Source organism: Deinococcus sp. AB2017081, assembly GCF_034440735.1.
GTDB classification, from domain to species: Bacteria; Deinococcota; Deinococci; order Deinococcales; family Deinococcaceae; genus Deinococcus; species Deinococcus rufus.
On sequence record NZ_CP140098.1, the window covers coordinates 2,637,145 to 2,653,621 of the forward strand.

Here is a 16,477-nt window from a genome sequence, read left to right on the forward strand (position 1 = left end):
CGAGAGCCCGCCCGGTGAGGGGCGGGGGGAGTGGGTGTGCGGTTGGGCGACGTGCAAACCCCTCAGTCCGCTGCGCGGCCAGCTCCCCTCAAGGGGAGCCAAAGATGTGCTCGTTGCCTCCCCTTGACTCGCAGAGCCCGCAGGGAGGGGAGGTGCCCGGAGGGCGGAGGGGTTCTCCCCCGCTCAATCCCCGGCCTTCTGTCCCTGAGCGTCCCTCACGGCCTGCCAGATCTTCTCGCGGGTGAGGGGCATGTCGATGTGCTTGACGCCCAGGGGCGAGAGGGCGTCCATGACAGCGTTCACGAAGGCGGCGGGGCTGCCGACGTTGGGGCTCTCGCCGACGCCCTTCGCGCCGATGGGGTGGTGGGGGCTGGGCGTGACGGTGTGGCCGGTCTCCCACACGGGGCTCTCGACCGCGGTGGGCACAAGGTATTCCATGAAGTTGGGGGCCATGTTGTTGCCCTGCGCGTCGTAGGGGATCTCCTGCATGAACGAGATCGCGAAGCCCTCGGTGAGGCCACCGTGCACCTGCCCCTGCACGATGGTGGGGTTGATGATGGTGCCGCAGTCGTCCACGGCGAGGAAGCGGCGCACCTTGACCTCGCCGGTCTCGCCGTCCACGTCCACCACGGCGATGTACGTGCCGTGCGGGAAGGTCATGTTGGGGGGGTCGTAGTACAGGCTGGCTTCCAGGCCGGGTTCGTTGCCCTCGCCGGGGTTCGTGTACGCGGCGAAGGCGACCTCCTTCATGGTCACGGACTTCTCGGGCGCGCCCATGATGGAGAACTGGTAGTCCTTCCACTCGACGTCGTCCTCGGCGGCTTCCAGCAGGTGCGCGGCGACCTTCTTCGCCTTCTCGCGCACGCGGCGCGCGGCGAGCGCCAGGGCGGCCCCGGCGACCGGCGTGCTGCGGCTGGCGTAGGTGCCCAGGCCGTAGGGGGCGGTGTCGGTGTCACCCTCCTCCACGAGCAGGTTCTCGGGGTCGAGGCCGAGCTCCTCGGCGACGATCTGCGCCCACGTCGTCTCGTGGCCCTGGCCCTGGCTCTTGGTGCCGGCGCGGACGATGCCGGTGCCGGTGGGGTGGATGCGCACCTCGGCCGAGTCGAACATCTTGATGCCCAGGATGTCGAAGTGCTTGCTGGGGCCCGCCCCGACGACCTCGGTGAAGGTCGAGAGCCCGATGCCCATGAGTTCCCCGCGGGCGCGCTTCTCGGCCTGTTCCTTTCTCAGCTCGTCGTAGCCGATGAGGTTCAGGGCGTGGTCGAGGGTGCCCGCGTAGTCGCCGCTGTCGTACGTGAAGCCCAGCGCGCTCTTGTACGGGAACTCGTCCTTCTGCACAAAGTTCTTCTTGCGCAGCTCGGCCGGATCCATCTTCAGCTCGCCGGCCAGCAGATCCATGCCGCGCTCGATGGCGTAACTGGCCTCCGTGACGCGGAACGAGCAGCGGTACGCCACGCCGCCCGGGGCCTTGTTCGTGAAGTACGCGTCGAGTTCCGTGAACGCCACGGGGAAGTCGTAGCTGCCGGTCACGATGCCGAACATGCCCGCCGGGTACTGGGTGGGGTCGGCGGCGGCGTCGAAGGCCCCGTGGTCGGCGACGGTCTTGACCTTCAGGGCGGTCACGGTGCCGTCCTTCTTCGCGCCGATGGTCACGTCCATGTGGTAGTCGCGGGCGAAACCGGTGGTCGTCAGGTTCTCGGTGCGCGTCTCGATCCACTTCACGGGCGTCTTGAGGATCAGCGCGCCCACGATGGCGCACACGTACCCGGGGTACACCGGCACCTTGTTCCCGAAACCGCCGCCGATGTCCGGGGCGACCACGCGGATCTTGTCCTCGGGAATGCCGGTCACGAGCGAGATCGCGGTGCGGTACACGTGCGGGGCCTGGCTGGTCACGTGGAAGGTCAGGCGGCCCATCGCGTCGAACTGCGCCACGCACCCGCAGGGTTCCAGCGGCGCGGGGTGGCAGCGCGGCGAGTACACCTTCTCGTTGATGACGACCTCGGCGTCGCCGAGCGCGGCGTCGGTCTCGTCGCGGTGGCCGCTCTCCCAGTGGTAGATGTGGTTGGTCTTGTCGTCGCGGTCGTCGCGCAGGATCGTCTCGTCCTTCATGGCGTCGAAGGGCGACGTGACCGGGTCGAGCGGTTCGTAGTCCACCTCGACGAGTTCCACGGCGTCCATGGCGGCCTCGCGCGTCTCGGCGAACACCGCGGCGACCTCCTGGTGCTGGAACAGCGCCTTGCCGACCGCGAGCACCATCTGCTTGTCGAAGCCGTGGAAGGTGGGCAGCCACCCCAGACTGGCCGCCACGAGGTCTTCCCCGGTGATGACCGCCTTCACGCCGGGCACGGCCAGCGCGGCCGTCTTGTCGATCGACCGGATGCGCGCGTGCGGGTACGGGCTGTGCACGATCGCCATGCTGAGCATGCCGGGAATGACGAGGTCGTCGACGTAGTTGCCCTGCCCGGTCAGGAAGCGCGGGTCTTCCTTGCGCTTCATGCCCTTGCCCATGGCGTGCTTCTCTTTGGGGGTGGTGGTCACTGGCTCCCTCCCGTGGCCGCGGCGGCCAGCGTGTCGAGCTTCCCGGCCTGGTCGTCGCGCAGCGCCTGCGCGGCCTGCTGCACGGCCTTGACGATGTTGTTGTAGCCGGTGCAGCGGCACAGGTTCCCGCCCAGGAACTCGCGCACCTCCTGATCCGTGGGGTCGGTGTGGTGCTGGAGCATGGCGTAGCTGGTCATGAGCATGCCCGGCGTGCAGTACCCGCACTGCAGGCCGTGCTGATCCCAGAACGCCTGCTGCAGGGGGTGCAGCGCGCCGGGCGCGCCGAGCCCCTCGACGGTGGTGATCTCGCGGCCCTCGGCCTGCACGGCGAACATGGTGCACGACTTGACGGGCGTGTCGCCGTCGAGCACGACCACGCAGCACCCGCACGAGGAGCTGTCGCAGCCGACGTGCGTGCCCCTGAGGCCCGTGTCGCGGATCGCGTAGGCGAGCATCTTGCGCGGCTCGACGTCCTGCTTGTACGCCCGGCCGTTGATCTTCAGGGTGATGCGGTGGGTGGTCTCGGCGGTGTCGGTGGGTTCGGCGGTGGTCATGCGGACGCTCCCAGGTCGAGGTTCAGGCGGCCGGCGGCCTTGCGCAGGCCCCGCGCGACGAGCACGCGGGCCATGTCCTTCTTGTAGTCCACGCCCCCGCGGGTGTCCGCGAAGGGCTCGCTGATGGCGCGGGCCTCGTCGCTCGCGGCGCGGATCAGGTTCTCGGAGAGCGTCTGCCCGACCAGGATGCGCTCGGCGGCGTCCACGCGCACGGGGCGCGGGCCGGCGGCGGTCAGGGCCACGCCCGCGTGCGTGACACGCCCGGCCTCGTCCACCGTGAGCTGCACGGCCGCGGCGGCGGTCGCGTAGTCGCCGACCTTGCGCTCGATCTTCTGGTACGCGCCCTGGGTGCGGGCGTCCGGCGTGGGGAAGCGCACCTCGACGGCCATCTCACCCTCCTGCAGCGCAGTCTGGAAGGAGTCCACCAGCCACTCGTCGATGGGGATCTCGCGCTCTCCGTCCTTGCCGCGCACGACCATGACCGCGCGGGCGGCCAGGGCGGCCGCGCCCCAGTCGCCGGAGGGGTCGTTGTGGCACAGGCTGCCGACCACGGTGCCCACGCAGCGCACCACGGGATCGGCGACCACGTCGCTGGTGTCGGTGAGCAGGCTGTAGCGGGCGCGCACGTGCTTGTCGCGCTCCAGGGTCATGTCGGCCGTCATCGCGCCGACGCGCAGGAACCCGCCGGGGCCGTCGTCGCGCAGGTACTTCAGCTCCTTGAGTGGCCCGATGTCCACGAGCACCGTGGGCCGCGCGAGGCGGTAGCGCATGGCGGGAATGAGGCTCTGGCCGCCCGCCAGGATGCGGGCGTCCGACCCGTGCTGCGCGAGCAGCGACAGGGCCTCCTCGGCGGAGTGGGCACGGACGTACTCGAAGGCCGCTGGAAACACATATCCCCCTTGCCGGCACGGAGCCGGACGACACGCGCAACTGCATGGATGTGATGCGGTGAGAATTGTAATCGATTGACCTAAAGACAGTATGAAGCAATTGCGACAGAGTGCAAGCGGAAAGTGCCGTCTGACACGTCGGTCAGCAAAACGACCCCGCCAGTCGCGGCGGGGTCGTGACGGGCGGGGTGGGATTCAGTCGTCGGTGCCGACGGCCTGCGGCTGCGGCTTCATCTGCCCGCCGGCCGCGTACGTGTGCGTCTCGGTGAGCACCGTGCGGATCTGCGGGTCGGCCTCCGCCTTCATCGCATTGATGGCGTCGCGCACACCCTGGCCGAGCTTGGGATCGACCTTGTCGAGGTGCCCGAGGTAGCGGTCCTGGATGAACTGCGGCGTGGCACCCAGGTGGCGGGCGTAGTTGCCGTACACGCGCTGCTGCTCGGCGGGCTTCATCAGACGGAACAGCGCGCCCGGCTGCGCGAAGTAGTCCTCGTCCGTCTCCGGCCAGCCGTAGCGTCCCGCCTCGCCCGTGAGCTTGAGGGGCGGCTCCTGCACCGCCTCGCCGGACGCGACCGGGCCACCGAAGGAGTTCGGCTCGTAGACCGGCGCCCCCTCGTAGTTGCCGTCGAAGCGCGTCTGGCCGTCGCGGTTGTACGTATTGACCGGCGAGGCGGCCTTGTTCACCGGGAGCTGGGCGTAGTTCACGCCGATCCGGTAGCGGTGCGCGTCGGCGTAGCTCATCAGGCGGCCCTGCAGCATCTTGTCGGGACTCGCGCCGAAGCCGCGCGGCATGTTGCTCGGCTCGAAGGCCGCCTGCTCGATCTCGGCGAAGTAGTTCCTCGGGTTCTCGTTCAGCTCGAACTCGCCCACTTCCATCAGGGGATAGTCGGCGTGCGGCCACACCTTGGTCAGGTCGAAGGGATGGATGTGGTACGTCTCGGCCTCGGCCTCGGGCATCACCTGAATGCTGACCCTCCACTTCGGGAACTCACCGCGCTCGATGGCGTCGTGCAGATCCTGGAAGTAGAAGTCGGGGTTCTTCCCGGCGATCTCGGTCGCCTCTTCCTCGGTCAGGTTCTGCACGCCCTGCTGGCTGTGGAAGTGCCACTTCACGTAGAAGCGCTCGCCGGCAGCGTTCCACAGGCTGTACGTGTGGCTGCCGTAGCCGTTCATGAAGCGGTAGCCGCGCGGAATGCCCCGGTCACCGAAGATGTACAGCGTCTGGTGCAGCGTCTCGGGGCGCAGGCCCCAGAAGTCGAACATCATCGTCTCGCTGCGCCGGCCGGTGGCGGGGTGGCGCTTCTGGCTGTGGATGAAGTCCTGGAACTTCACGGGATCGCGCACGAAGAACACGGGCGTGTTGTTGCCGACCATGTCCCAGTTGCCGTCCTCGGTGTACATCTTGAGCGCGAAGCCGCGCGGATCGCGCACGGTGTCGGCGAAGCCGCGCTCGCCGGCCACGGTCGAGAAGCGGGCCAGCATGCGGCACTCGGTGCCTTCCGTCTGGAACAGCTGCGCGACGGTCAGTTCGGGAATGGCCCGCGTGACGCGGAACGTGCCGAAGGCCCCGCTGCCCTTGGCGTGCACCACACGCTCGGGGACGCGCTCGCGGTTGAACTGTGCCATGCGCTCCAGCAGGTGGTGATCCTGGAGCAGCACCGGGCCGCGCTGTCCGGCCGTCAGCGAGTTCTCGTTGCTGGCGACCGGATCGCCCTGCGCGTTGGTCAGCGCCGTCGTGCTCTCCCGCGGCGCGGTCATGTCGGTGGGTTCGCTGGGCTTGAAGATCTTGTCGTCGCTCATGGGGGCCTCCAGGCGGGTAGAAAGGCGGTCGAGAGGATGGCTGGAACCCCCAAACCCTACCCCCAGATAGGAATCGTTCTCAACAACATGAACGCCCACTCAAGACGGGTGCCCTCAGCGGCTCAGGGTGAACTCACGCCCTCCCTGGAACGCCAGCTTCACGCTGACCTCACCGGCCGCCACCGAGACCTCGCAGGACTCGACGCCACGCGGGAGCGGCCCCGGCCTGACCTGCTCGCACGCGACCGTGTAGCCCACGTTGGGAGAGGGGTTCCCGGCCAGCGCCGCCGCACGCACCGCCTGCGCGTAGTCCCGCGCCGCCCGGCCCTGCCACGCCAGGGTCGCCACCATGACACCGATCCCGGTCACGAAGGCCAGCAAGATCAGCCAGAACGTCCGCGCCGTGCGCCGCCTCATCTCGGGCGTGACCTCGCGCTGCGGAAGCGCCCTCAGCGGGTTGGATGGTGGGGGCCGGGTCATGGCCCGAGCCTACCCTGACCAGCCCCTCACTGCCAGGACAGTAAACTGCGCCCCATGAGCAAGGTCATCATCATCGGAGCGGGCGGCGTCGCGAACGTCGTCGCCAAGAAATGCGCGCAGAACGACAGCGTCTTCACCGACGTCCTGATCGCCACCCGCACCGTCAGCAAGGCCGACAAGATCGTGGCGGAAATTAAGCAGCACATGCCAGATAGCCGGGCCACCTTCAGCACCGCCACCGTGGACGCCGACAACGTGCCGGAGCTGGTGAAGCTCATCAACGACTTCAGGCCCGTCATGGTCATCAACGTGGCCCTGCCCTACCAGGATCTGACGATCATGGACGCGTGCCTGGAGACCGGCGTGCATTATCTGGATACCGCCAACTACGAGCCGAAGGACGTGGCAAAGTTCGAGTACTCGTGGCAGTGGGCGTACCAGGATCGGTTCAAGGAGAAGGGCCTGATGGCACTGCTGGGCTGCGGCTTCGACCCCGGCGCGACCCAGGCCTTCACGGCATTCCTGGCCAAGCACCACTTCACCGAGATCCACGAACTGGACATCGTGGACTGCAACAACGGCGACCACGGCAAGGCCTTCGCCACCAACTTCAACCCCGAGATCAACATCCGCGAGATCACTGCCAACGGGCGCTACTGGGAGAACGGCCAGTGGGTCGAGACCCAGCCGCTGGAGATCTCCCAGGACATCTACTACCCCAAGGTCGCCACCCGCAAGAGCTTCGTGCTGTACCACGAGGAGCTGGAGAGCATCGTCAAGCACTTCCCGACGATCAAACGTGCCCGCTTCTGGATGACCTTCGGCGAGAACTACATCAAGCACCTGAATGTGCTGGAGGGCATCGGCATGACCAGCATCGAGCCCATCGACTTCCGGGGCCAGAAGATCGCGCCCATCGAGTTCCTGAAGGCGGTGCTGCCGGCCCCCGAGAGCCTCGCGGAGAACTACGCCGGCCAGACCTGTATCGGCGTGCAGGCCAAGGGGCCGGGCAAGGACGGCCAGCCCAATGTGCATTTCGTCTACAACGTCAAGGATCACGCCGAGTGCTACCGCGAGGTGCAGGCGCAGGGCGTGAGCTACACCACCGGCGTGCCCGCCATGATCGGCGCGATGCTCATGCTGAATGGCACGTGGATGCAGCCCGGCGTGTGGAACGTGGAACAGCTCGACCCCGACCCCTTCATCGATGCCATGAACACCTGGGGTCTGCCCGTGGACGAACTGGCGGGGATTGAACTGGTGAAGTAACGACAACGTAGTCGGGGCCGACTTCAAGGCAGAAGTCTCGGCCCCGTTTTCGCATTCGGCCACTTGCGGAGTTGTGGCAACGAACCAGCATGGCCGCCTCTAGAGTGCATCACATGAAAAGCCTGCTCCTCGCGGCCCTGCTCACGTCATCGGTCGCCCAGGCCCAGCAGGTCTGGGAATATGGCGTATTGAGCTTCGCTGACGTGTATTCGAAAGACCGTAAATAGGTCAAGGATCAGGAATACTCCTGGACGGTGGCTGGGCGCATCCTGTTCGCCAGCCGCTCGGGCACCAGTTTACCCAGCCTGATCCTGACCGCCACGGGGGTCAAGGTCGACCCTAATGGTCTCAAGGGAGGCAATGATTTCGAACCCTGGAGGGTCACGGTCATGAATGCCTTCGGACAGGCGGGCTGGGAACTGACGGGTGTGCAGTCGACGACAGGTACAGTTCTGGGTGTCTACAAGACCTATCAGGTGTTCTGGATGAAGCGGTTGAAACCCTGATCATTCACTCCAGCCCGTCCAGCCTCTTCCACCCCAACGTCAGGCTCAGCCACGTTCCGAATACGGTCGCCAGCCCCAGGCCGATCAGGCCCAGCACCCCTTCTGGCGTGCCCAGCGCACTGAAGCCGGGATACAGGTCGGGGCGCAGGACACTCCCGGCGGCGGGCCGGGCGAGCAGCAGCAGACACAGCACGCTGTACGCGAGGCTCAGGCCCATGTAGGCCAGCCCCCCGGCACTGACGCCAATCTCGGCAGGATTGTCGGCGTCGAACTTCGGGGCCGCTGCGCCCAGACCCACGCCCAGCGCGGTGATGACCAGGGCGTTGCTGAGACTGACCAGCACACTCAGGAGCAGCAGCGTGGGGCCGAGGCTCATGGACACGGCGCTGGCGACGCCCATCACGAGTCCCACGACCAGCGTGACCGGGAGGACGCCCAGAAATTTGCTGACCACGATCTGCCGGGGGGCGATGGGCGCGGTGCGGAGCAGCCAGTAGGCCCTCGCCTCGGTGGACACAGCGGGGAATGCCAGCCGGACGGCAATCCCGGCGATGATGAAGCCCTGGAACGCGAGCTGGATGTAGCCCAGGATGCCCCGGAACTGCGGGATGGGGATGGGGACGGCGCGGACGCTGACGAGATACACGCCCGCCAGCGCGGCGACGACGAGCAGCTGGCTCCACTGCGTCGGGTCGCGCAGCGTGACACGCAGATCCTTGCTGGCCAGGCTGCCACCGGGGCCGAGGCGCGAGAGCAGGCGTTCGATGACACGGGCACGTTTCGGCGTGGGATCGAGTTTCGGCGTGCTGGAGTCCAGCGCACGTGCCCAGCCCTCCTGATACGCCTTCGTCGCCAGGATGGTGGCGGCCAGCAACAGTCCAATCGTCAGCACCAGCAGCGGCAGCAGCGCCGCGGCCAGCTGACCGTGTGCGGCCTGCCAGATGCCCTGGGCGGCCCACGAGGGCGGCAGCAGCGGACTGGACGGCCCGGCGAAATCGCGCAGCAGAGCCTCGACCTTCGTGGGATCCTGCATCTTCTGCACCAGCACCTCGGGGCGCAGGGCACGGATCGCGTACACCAGCCCGGCGCTGAGGAGCACCCCCAGCGCGGTGCTGACCTCGCGCACGCGGCCGACCGGGGCGACACGCATGAGCCCCACGGCGAGCAGTGCCCCCAGCCCCACCGGCGCGGCGAAGGTCAGGATGGCCGCGAGGATCATGACCGGGTACGCCCACCACGGCGCGTGGAAATACACGGCGACGGTCAGCAGCAGCGGCACGGTCAGGAACACCGGCACCAGCGCGGCGTTCAGGAAGGTCTCGCTGACCTTCAGGGCAAAGACCCGCCACGTGGCGAGCGGCTGCGTGAGGAGGAAGTTCAGGTCGTCGCTGAGGTACAGCGTACTGATCGCGGCGGTGGTGGCGCTGAAGGTCACGCCGCTGGACAGCGTGATCAGGCCGATCTCCAGCACGCGGGCAAAGACATTGGTGCCGATGTCCCCGAAGGTGCCCAGGAAGGTCAGGGCCCGCCACACGCCGTAGACCTCGGCCCACACCAGCATCACGCCCAGGAGCATCAGGAGCGCGAGGCCGGGCTTCGAGGCCCGCTCCAGCGTGTGCCGCAGCGTGGTCACCTTGAGGGACAGCAGGCTGGGGGGCCGGACACGGGTCACCGGCACGGGCGCAGGCGTGGTCGTCATGCGTGCGGCGCGGCCTCGCGGCGGCGCAGCTCCTCCTGCTGCTCCTCGTCGATCAGGCGGAAGAAGATGCGTTCCAGGCTGTCGCCGTGCACCCCGCCGGCCGCCGTGCCGGTGCGCGCCCGCAGGTCGTCCATGGTGCCCTCACCGAGCACTTTGCCCCGGTCGAGCACCACCAGCCGGTCGCACACGGCCTCCGCGAGCGGCAGCGAATGGGTGGTCAGGAGCACCGTGCGGCCCCGGTCGGCATGGGCGCGGAACAGCTCACGCACCTGCCGCGCCGCGTGCGGGTCGAGGCCCACCATGGGTTCGTCGACGATCAGCACCGGTGGATCGGGCAGCAGCGCGGCGATGATGGCGACCTTCTGGCGCATGCCGTGCGAGTACGTCTCGATGAGTTCGTTGCCGAAATCACTCAGGCGGAAGAACTCCAGCCAGCGGTCGATCTCCGGATCAGCCGCAGGCACGCGGTAGAGCTGCGCCACGAAGCGCAGGAGTTCACGGGCCGTCAGCTTGCCGTACAGGTACGGGCGATCCGGGATGTACCCGAAGGCCGCCTTGGCCTTCACGGGTTCCCGCCACACGTCGACATTCTGCACACGCACCGTGCCGCTGCTCGGGCGGGTCAGGCCGACCAGAGCGCGGATGGTCGTGGTCTTCCCCGCCCCGTTGCTGCCCAGCAGGCCGAAGACCGCGCCCGGCTGCACGCTGAAACTGAGGTCGCTGACCGCCTCATGCCGGCCGTACCGCTTGGTGTAGTGGCTGACGTCGATCACGTGGCGCAGCGTACCGGGCCACGTCTGACGCAGAGGTCACACGTCGCCGGTGACCGTGGGCCGCGACCCCCGCCGCCAGCGCCGGCCCGGTTCCACCTGCATGTCGCCGCGTATGGGAGCGGCGATGTGGGCCCGCGCCCCGATGACCGCCACACCGTCCCCACCGTCCACCCGGGCCGCGACGACGGCCTCCTCGTCCACGATGGCGCGGCGCACGTGTGCCCCGGCGCGGATGGTCGCGTCACGCAGGATCACGGCGTCCTCGACCACTGCACCCGCCTCGACGGTCACACCGGGCGACAGCACCGAGCGCGTCACCCGGCCCTCCACCCGGCAGCCGTACGAGATCAGGCTGTCCGACACGCGGGCCTCCCCCGCGAGCCACGCGGGCATCCGGGGAATGCTGGAACTCAGGATCGGCCAGTCCGGGGTGTCCAGCGCCACCGAGCGCCCCGAGAGCAGATCCTGATGGGCCCGCAGGTACGCGCCGGGCAGCCCCACGTCCAGCCAGTAGCCGTCCAGCGGGAAGGCGTGGGCCGTCTTCGCCGCGACGAACGCGGGAATCAGGGCGTGCCCGAAATCGCCCAGGCCCCTCCCGGCCGGGGTGTCGCGGCGCAGGTCGTCCAGGGTGCGCAGCAGCGCGGGCGCGTCATAGACGAAGACCTCGGTGGTGATCTGCCCGCCGCGCGGTTCGTCCGGTTTGTAGTCGAAGCGCTTCACGCGCCCACTGCGGGTCACGGCCACGTTCCCGAAGCGCCGGCCGTCCTCGCCGTCGGGCAGGTCGGTCGTAACCATCGTGACGTCGGCCCCGACCTGCAGGTGGTGGCGGATCACGTCGCCGTAGTCCAGCGTGTACACGTGGTCGGCCGACAGCACGACCACGACGTCCGGCGCGTACGAGCGGATCAGGTGCCGGTTCGCGTGCAGGGCATCCGCGTTCCCGGCGTCCTCCAGGGTGCCGGTCAGCGTGTCGGGACTGGGGGGCAGCACCTCCAGCCCGCCGTGGGTGCGGTCGAGATCCCACGGCCGTCCGTTGGTCAGGTGGTCGTTCAGCGTGTGCAGCTGGTATTCCTCCAGCACCCACACGTCTGACAGGCCGCTGTGCATACAGTTGCTCAGGGCGAAATCGATCAGGCGGTACGTGCCGCCGAAGGTCAGGGCCGGCTTGGCACGCTCGTGGGTGAGCACGCCCAGCCGCTGACCCTTGCCCCCGGCCAGGATCAGCACCAGCACCTTCTTGCCGGCCACGCGGGTGCCGCGCCCGGCGGGGAGGCTACTCAGACTGCGGGAAGAGAATCGGGCCATGTGACCGGCAGTCTGCCTGCCATGCGTATCCACTGGCTGAGGCGAGGCTCACTGACCCTGAAGTTCAGGTCACGCTGTCGATCACGCCGTCACGACCGGTCTGGCCGGCCACGCCAGGGTCAGGCCGTGGGCGTCCTGCCAGTCCCGCAGGCTGTAGCGGGCACGGGCCAGGGTCGCCAGGGTGTCGTGCGCCACCGTGACGGCGCGGTGCATCTCGCGCTCGGTGAGGTAGTCGGCGTCGCGGGCGGCCAGCAGCTCCTCGGTGTCGATGATCTCGGCCATCAGGCCGTCGTGGAGCACGATGTCCAGGTACAGGTCGCGCACGGTCCAGACGTCACCCTCGCGGGTGATCTGGGCCACGTCGATGTAATAGTCGTGTTCGCGGCGGTCGTGAAAATCGTACCGACACACGACGAGATGATGTTCGGGCAGCAGATGCGCCTGCCAGTACCGGACGCGCGGGTGCGCCACAAACGGCCGGGCCACGTACAGCCCGTGCGGTGTCTCGTGGTAGTGCTGCACCGGGCGGCACCCGGTATTGGTGTGGTGTTCGCGGGCGTGGACGTCGTGCCGTTCAATCTTGACCGGGTGCGCGTCTCGCTGCATGACCCAGCGTAGCGGGCGGGCCGGAGCCGCGGATGAGGCCCCGCCGGATCGGGGGAGGCGGCCCGGATCGACCTGTCCACCCGGTCAGGAGCGGGCTCCCCCGGCGGCAGGCCACACGCCGGATCTTCACCCATCCTGAAGATCCGGCCGACGATCAGACCCCGATCAGGGGGAGGGGCTCCAGGGTGCCGAAGTCCGGCGGCACGAACAGGCTGCCCTCGGTGACGCCCTGACTGGTCACGGCATCCAGCCGGTGGGTCAGCGCCGCGGCGCCGATCTCGCCAGCCACGTAGGCGCGGTGGGCGGCCATGACCGTCGCGACCTGATCCGGGGTCTCGTGGACGAACTCCACGCGGAAATCGCGCAGGCCGGCGGCGTGCCACGCGGGCAGATGGGCGGCCCCGATCTGGGCACGGCCCTCGAAGACGGTATTGCGGCAGCCCACATCGGCCATGACCGGGTGCTGCACGCCGCGTTCGTCCTTCAGGGCGATCCGGTGAGACTCGCACGGATGCCCGCAGTTGGTGTAGTCGGTGCCGCTGCTCAGGAACCGGCAGAACACGCAGTGCTCGGTGTGGAAGACCGGCAGGTGCCCGTACACGATGACCTCCAGCCGCTGCGGCCCGACCAGCCCGGCCAGCTCTGCAATCTGGGCGGCGTTCAGGTCGTGGGTGGGGGTCAGACGGGTCAGGCCCAGTGCCAGCAGGGCGCGGGCCGTCAGGACGTTCGCGGCGTTCAGGCTGAAGTCGCCGGTCAGTTCCTGGCCCGCGTGTCCCTGGAGCCCCTCCAGCAGACCGCCGGAGCGCACCAGAATCCCGGCGTCCAGCCCGGTCAGGAACTTCTGGAGGTTCTGCTCGGTGGGTTTCAGGATGCGCGGGCTGGCGACCCGCACCGGAATCCCGGCGGCCCGCACCCGCTCGACGCTGGGCTTCAGGCCGTAGAGCTCCAGATAGTCCAGCGTGATCGAGTCGGGCCGGGCCTCCAGCGCGGCGTCCAGCTGCTCCGGCGTGCGAACGAGGACGTGCAGGCGGGTGGCGTCGGAGTCCGGGAACCGGGACGGAGCGGGAAGCGCGGCCAGGGTGGCGTCGAGGTGCGGCGCGATCTGCCGGAGTGGAGCACGCCCACGGGCATCGGTCAACCGCGCCACGGCGTCACGCCGCAGGGCGTTCAGGGCACTGACCGGCAGGAAGCCCTCGCCGCGCAGATCGGTGGTCACGGCCTGGAGGTGATACCCGGTGCCGCCCAGTTTCCCGAGCTGCTCGTGCAGCATCGTGTCGTCCAGCGCGCGGTTGCGGGCCGGGGCCAGCGCGTCCGGCAGGGTGGCGGTCACGCGATGGCCGTGGTCGTCGGTCAGGGTCAGGGCGGGCGGCTCGCCCACGTGTCCCCGGAAGTGCGCCGCGACCGGGCGGGTATGGACGGGATCGGCGGCGTCGACCAGGGGTTTCACGCGGGCCGCCAGTTGCGGATCGTGCGTGCGCCACACCGGGTCGCCCACCCGCACGCGGGCGGGATCGACCGCGCCGCGCCCGAAGCGCAGTTCGTAGGCACTCCCGATCCGGACGTCCTCGGTCTGCCGGCCATCCCGCCACAGGCCGTACAGGAAGCCGCCCTCCTCGCGCCCTTCCGGGGCACGCCAGTTGGCGGGATCGAAGACCAGACCGTCGCCGGGCTTCACGGCCTCCTCCAGCGCCACCAGCACGCCACGTTCGGTGGTGCCGGTCACGGTGCCCACGCGCACGCCCCGGTGCCGGGGGGCCCGACCGCGCACGACCGTCTGGTGGTTGGTGCCCGCCATGAAATGAGGCCCCAGCCCCCGCGAGTACGCCTGCTCCAGATCCTGCTCCTCGGCGGGCGTGACGCTCAGGGGCAGTCCGGCCCACGCCTCGTCCACGGCCTTCCGGTACGCGGCGGTCGTCAGGGCGACGAATTCGGCGTCCTTGTACCGGCCCTCGATCTTCAGGCAGTTCACACCGATCCGCACGAGCTCCGGCACCTGGTGCAGCGCGTACAGGTCGCCGGGCGACAGCAGGTAGCGGGCGTCGCCCAGGTCACGCCGTTCTCCGTCCACGTACAGGTCGTAGGGCAGCCGGCACGCCTGGGCACACTGGCCCCGGTTCGCGCTGCGCCCCCCCCACGCCTCACTGGAGAAGCACTGCCCCGAGTAGGACACGCACAGCGCCCCGTGCACGAAGGTCTCCAGTTCGAGATCCGTCTGGTTCGCGATGCGCTCGATGTCGCGCAGGCTCAGTTCCCGGCCCAGCACCACGCGGCTCGCGCCGAAGCGCCGGGCATGTTCGGCCCCCTCGGCCGACGTGACACTCATCTGGGTGCTGCCGTGCACCGGCAGATCCGGGCAGATGTCGCGGATCAGCCGCGCCACGCCGTGATCCTGCACGATCAGGGCATCGACGCCGGCCTCGGCCAGGGCCATGATCTGACGCTCGGCCTGCCGCAGTTCGCGGTCGAACACTAGCACGTTGAACGTGACGAACGCCTGCACGCAACGTTCATGCAGCCCCCGCATGAGGTCGGGCAGCGCGTCGGCATCAAAGCCCACCTTGGCACGGGCATGGAAGCCGGCCCCGGCGCCGTCGGCCCGCCCGTGTCCGAAGTTCACACCGAAGAACACGGCGTCGGCACCGGCCTCCACGGCGGCCCGCAGCTGGGCGTCACCGCCGACAGGGCTCATCACTTCAGGTTTCACGCGGGGCCTGGGCATAACGCGCCAGTGTAGCGGGTCACGCGGTGGGGAGCCAGCGGCGCGTCCCACACTTGACGGCGGGACGCGCGGCCTGTGTGCTCAGCAGACGCTGCCGCCCACGCCGACCGGTTCCGACGACCACGGCGCGGGAACCTGACCGGCCCGGACGAGCAGCACCGGCACCGGCGAGGCGTGCAGGACACCCTCGGCGACCGACCCGAGCAGCATGCGCCCCAGCCCGCTGCGCCCGTGCGTGGACATGACGATCAGGTCCACGTGCTCTGCGGTGGCGGCGCGCAGGATGACCTGCGGCACGCCCAGCCCGTGGGCGTCCTCCACACGCACGCGCGCGCCGGGGCAGCGGGCACGGAGTTCGGCGCCCATGGCGTCCGCCTCGGCCGTCAGGGCCACGGGATCCGCGGGCGGAACATACGCGAACTCGCCGGCCAGGGCAAGGGCCGGGTCGACCTGCACGTATAGCGCGACCACGTCGGCGTGCAGGGCGTCGGCCAGCGGGTGGGCGTGGTCGAGGGCGAGGTGACCGAGGGGGCTGCCGTCCGTCGTGACCAGGATGCGTGTCATGGAGTCCTCCTGACCAGACCATCCGCCTGCAGCATTACGGGCGAGTTACGGCGTGAGCCACCGCCCAGCCGCCCGCGTGGCCACCGGCATGAACAGATACGTCATGGCCGGCACGACCAGCAGCATCTGCGCCAGCGCCCGCACCCCCAGCGGCCAGCCGCCCGTCAGCGGCGACAGCAGCAGCGTGATCCCCACGCTGACCGGGTACAGCACCAGCAGGGTCAGCACGGCCATCTTCCAGCGGGGCGGCTGGCGCAGGGTGGGCGCGGCAGGGGGCGTGAACCAGAAGTCCAGCCCCGGCTGCCGCTCGAAACTGAGCTGATCGTCCACGAGGTCCGCGATGGTGTCCAGCCACGCCGTGCGCTCGGGCGACAGTTCCCACGCGGCGGCGCTGGTCAGCGAATCGAAGCGGGCCACGACGGTGTACTCGCGGCTGCCGCCCGACGGGCGCAGGATGCCGGTGCCCCGGAATCCGGGCACACGGGCCAGCAGCTCGCTCAGGCGCGTCAGTGCCGCCTCGTAGGCACCTTCCTGGCCGGAACGGATGCGGCGGCGCACCACCAGGGTGACGGGATCGGTGGGCGGGGAATCGGACAGCGTCACGGTGGGCAGCGTCATGCGGAACCTCCGCAATTCCAGAACATGCCGTGGGAAGATCGGCATGTCCCTCCATAGCTCCTGTTCCGCATGTCATTCATACTCGCTTTGCTCGGGTTCGCCTTCGGCTCACCTGAATTCTGTATCACATGGGCAGCATAGCCACCCGCGCCC

The 16,477-nt window shown here is 69.0% G+C and carries 14 protein-coding genes; 2 read left to right on the plus strand and 12 right to left on the minus strand.

Annotated elements, in window-relative coordinates:
• Positions 1-183 precede the first annotated feature (183 nt).
• The 5 genes from U2P90_RS12820 to U2P90_RS12840 form a co-directional block, all read right to left on the minus strand.
• Positions 184-2,541, minus strand: coding sequence for an aerobic carbon-monoxide dehydrogenase large subunit (locus U2P90_RS12820; protein WP_322472428.1), 2,358 nt, complete (start codon positions 2,539-2,541; stop codon positions 184-186).
• The gene (locus U2P90_RS12825; protein WP_322472429.1) at positions 2,538-3,095 is read right to left on the minus strand and encodes a (2Fe-2S)-binding protein; all 558 of its coding nucleotides are present in this window, start codon (positions 3,093-3,095) and stop codon (positions 2,538-2,540) included. Before U2P90_RS12825 ends, U2P90_RS12820 begins: the two co-directional genes overlap by 4 nt.
• Entirely contained in the window at positions 3,092-3,985 is an 894-nt protein-coding gene (locus tag U2P90_RS12830) for an FAD binding domain-containing protein (RefSeq protein ID WP_322472430.1), read from the minus strand. The genes U2P90_RS12825 and U2P90_RS12830 overlap by 4 nt, the downstream gene beginning before the upstream one ends.
• Before the next feature lie 195 nt (positions 3,986-4,180).
• The gene (locus U2P90_RS12835; protein ID WP_380103579.1) at positions 4,181-5,743 is read right to left on the minus strand and encodes a catalase; all 1,563 of its coding nucleotides are present in this window, start codon (positions 5,741-5,743) and stop codon (positions 4,181-4,183) included.
• Between the two features lie 156 nt (positions 5,744-5,899).
• Positions 5,900-6,265, minus strand: a complete 366-nt coding sequence (locus U2P90_RS12840; RefSeq protein ID WP_295815513.1) for a hypothetical protein — start codon at positions 6,263-6,265, stop codon at positions 5,900-5,902.
• A 54-nt stretch (positions 6,266-6,319) separates the two neighbouring features.
• Here U2P90_RS12840 and U2P90_RS12845 point away from each other — a divergent pair, with 54 nt between their 5' ends.
• Together U2P90_RS12845 and U2P90_RS12850 are read left to right on the plus strand one after the other, a co-directional pair.
• Positions 6,320-7,534: a saccharopine dehydrogenase family protein gene (locus tag U2P90_RS12845; RefSeq protein WP_322472432.1), complete on the plus strand. Its 1,215-nt coding sequence runs from the start codon at positions 6,320-6,322 to the stop codon at positions 7,532-7,534.
• 254 nt (positions 7,535-7,788) lie between these two features.
• Positions 7,789-8,040 (plus strand): hypothetical protein, encoded by a 252-nt coding sequence (locus U2P90_RS12850; protein ID WP_322472433.1) that lies wholly within the window; start codon positions 7,789-7,791, stop codon positions 8,038-8,040.
• Positions 8,041-8,044: 4 nt separating this feature from the next.
• On the opposite strand, the gene U2P90_RS12855 is transcribed toward U2P90_RS12850, so the two are convergent.
• From U2P90_RS12855 to U2P90_RS12885, 7 genes are all read right to left on the minus strand, one after another.
• Positions 8,045-9,739 carry a putative ABC transporter permease subunit gene (locus U2P90_RS12855; protein ID WP_322472434.1) on the minus strand — a complete coding sequence of 565 codons (1,695 nt, stop codon included), beginning with the start codon at positions 9,737-9,739 and terminating at the stop codon, positions 8,045-8,047.
• Positions 9,736-10,512 carry an ABC transporter ATP-binding protein gene (locus tag U2P90_RS12860; protein WP_322472435.1) on the minus strand — a complete coding sequence of 259 codons (777 nt, stop codon included), beginning with the start codon at positions 10,510-10,512 and terminating at the stop codon, positions 9,736-9,738. The genes U2P90_RS12855 and U2P90_RS12860 overlap by 4 nt, the downstream gene beginning before the upstream one ends.
• 36 nt (positions 10,513-10,548) lie before the next feature.
• Positions 10,549-11,817 carry a glucose-1-phosphate adenylyltransferase family protein gene (locus U2P90_RS12865; protein WP_322472436.1) on the minus strand — a complete coding sequence of 423 codons (1,269 nt, stop codon included), beginning with the start codon at positions 11,815-11,817 and terminating at the stop codon, positions 10,549-10,551.
• A gap of 81 nt (positions 11,818-11,898) precedes the next feature.
• Complete coding sequence (locus U2P90_RS12870) at positions 11,899-12,423, minus strand: DUF402 domain-containing protein (RefSeq protein WP_295815501.1); 525 nt, start codon at positions 12,421-12,423, stop codon at positions 11,899-11,901.
• 154 nt (positions 12,424-12,577) lie between these two features.
• The gene (locus U2P90_RS12875) at positions 12,578-15,142 is read right to left on the minus strand and encodes a U32 family peptidase (protein ID WP_322472437.1); all 2,565 of its coding nucleotides are present in this window, start codon (positions 15,140-15,142) and stop codon (positions 12,578-12,580) included.
• An 81-nt stretch (positions 15,143-15,223) separates the two neighbouring features.
• Complete coding sequence (locus U2P90_RS12880; protein WP_322472438.1) at positions 15,224-15,706, minus strand: universal stress protein; 483 nt, start codon at positions 15,704-15,706, stop codon at positions 15,224-15,226.
• 45 nt (positions 15,707-15,751) lie between these two features.
• Positions 15,752-16,324, minus strand: a complete 573-nt coding sequence (locus U2P90_RS12885; protein WP_322472439.1) for an antibiotic biosynthesis monooxygenase — start codon at positions 16,322-16,324, stop codon at positions 15,752-15,754.
• Positions 16,325-16,477: the final 153 nt, after the last annotated feature.